The sequence below is a fragment of the Streptococcus sp. HMSC077D04 genome (assembly GCF_001808785.1).
GTDB classification, from domain to species: Bacteria; Bacillota; Bacilli; order Lactobacillales; family Streptococcaceae; genus Streptococcus; species Streptococcus mitis_BX.
The window spans coordinates 1-914 of the sequence record NZ_KV794479.1; the positions used below are offsets into that span (position 1 = coordinate 1).

Annotated in this window: 1 pseudogene; it reads left to right on the forward strand. The window is 37.9% G+C overall.

Annotated features, from left to right (window positions below):
* Window positions 1-914: pseudogene (locus HMPREF2701_RS01495) on the forward strand (mucus-binding protein); the annotation flags it as partial.

Genomic DNA, 914 nt, shown 5'->3' on the forward strand with positions numbered 1-914 from the left:
TAATACATACCCAGAAGGTGGTAAGTTCGATAAAGATAAAGATACAGATCAAGAGTTCAAAGTAACGCTTAAAGCTAAAGAAGTTACAGTAACACCAGATCAACCAAAAACACCAGGAACTCCAGTAGATCCAAATAACCCAGATGGACCTAAATACCCAGCTGGCTTGGAAGAAAAAGATCTAAACAAAACTGTTACACGTACAATCACTTATGTGTACGAAGATGGAACTCCAGTATTAAATGAAGATGGAACACCAAAAACAGTAACACAAGAAGCTAAATTTACACGTGAAGCTAAGGTCAACTTAGTAACAGGTGAAGTGACTTACGGAGACTGGACACCAGCACAAGACTTAGCTGAAGTTAAATCACCAGTAGTTAAAGGATACTTAGCTGACAAAGCAAGTGTTGCGGTGGTAAATGTAACAGGTGATTCTGAAGATATTAAAGAAGTAGTAACATACAAACCACTAGGATCATGGGTACCAAATATCCCGGGACAACCAACAAACCCAATCAAATATCCGAATAATCCAGATGATCCAACAAAACCAGGAACTGATAAACCGGTATTACCATACGTACCAGGTATGACTCCAAAAGATGGAAATGGACAACCACTTAAACCAGTAGATCCACAAGATCCAACTAAAGGATATGTCATTCCAGATATTCCAAACGATCCAACTCAAAGTACGCCGATTAACTACGTAAAAGATACTCAAAAAGCTAAAACAACTTTCGTAGATGAAAAAGGAAACCCAATTCCAGGTGTTGATGCTATTACTGAAGAAGGTGACTCAGATACACCACTTACAAAAGAGGCTGATGTAAAAGCGAAAATCAAAGAACTTGAAAACAAAGGATATGAATTAGTATCTAATACATACCCAGAAGGTGGTAAGTTCGATA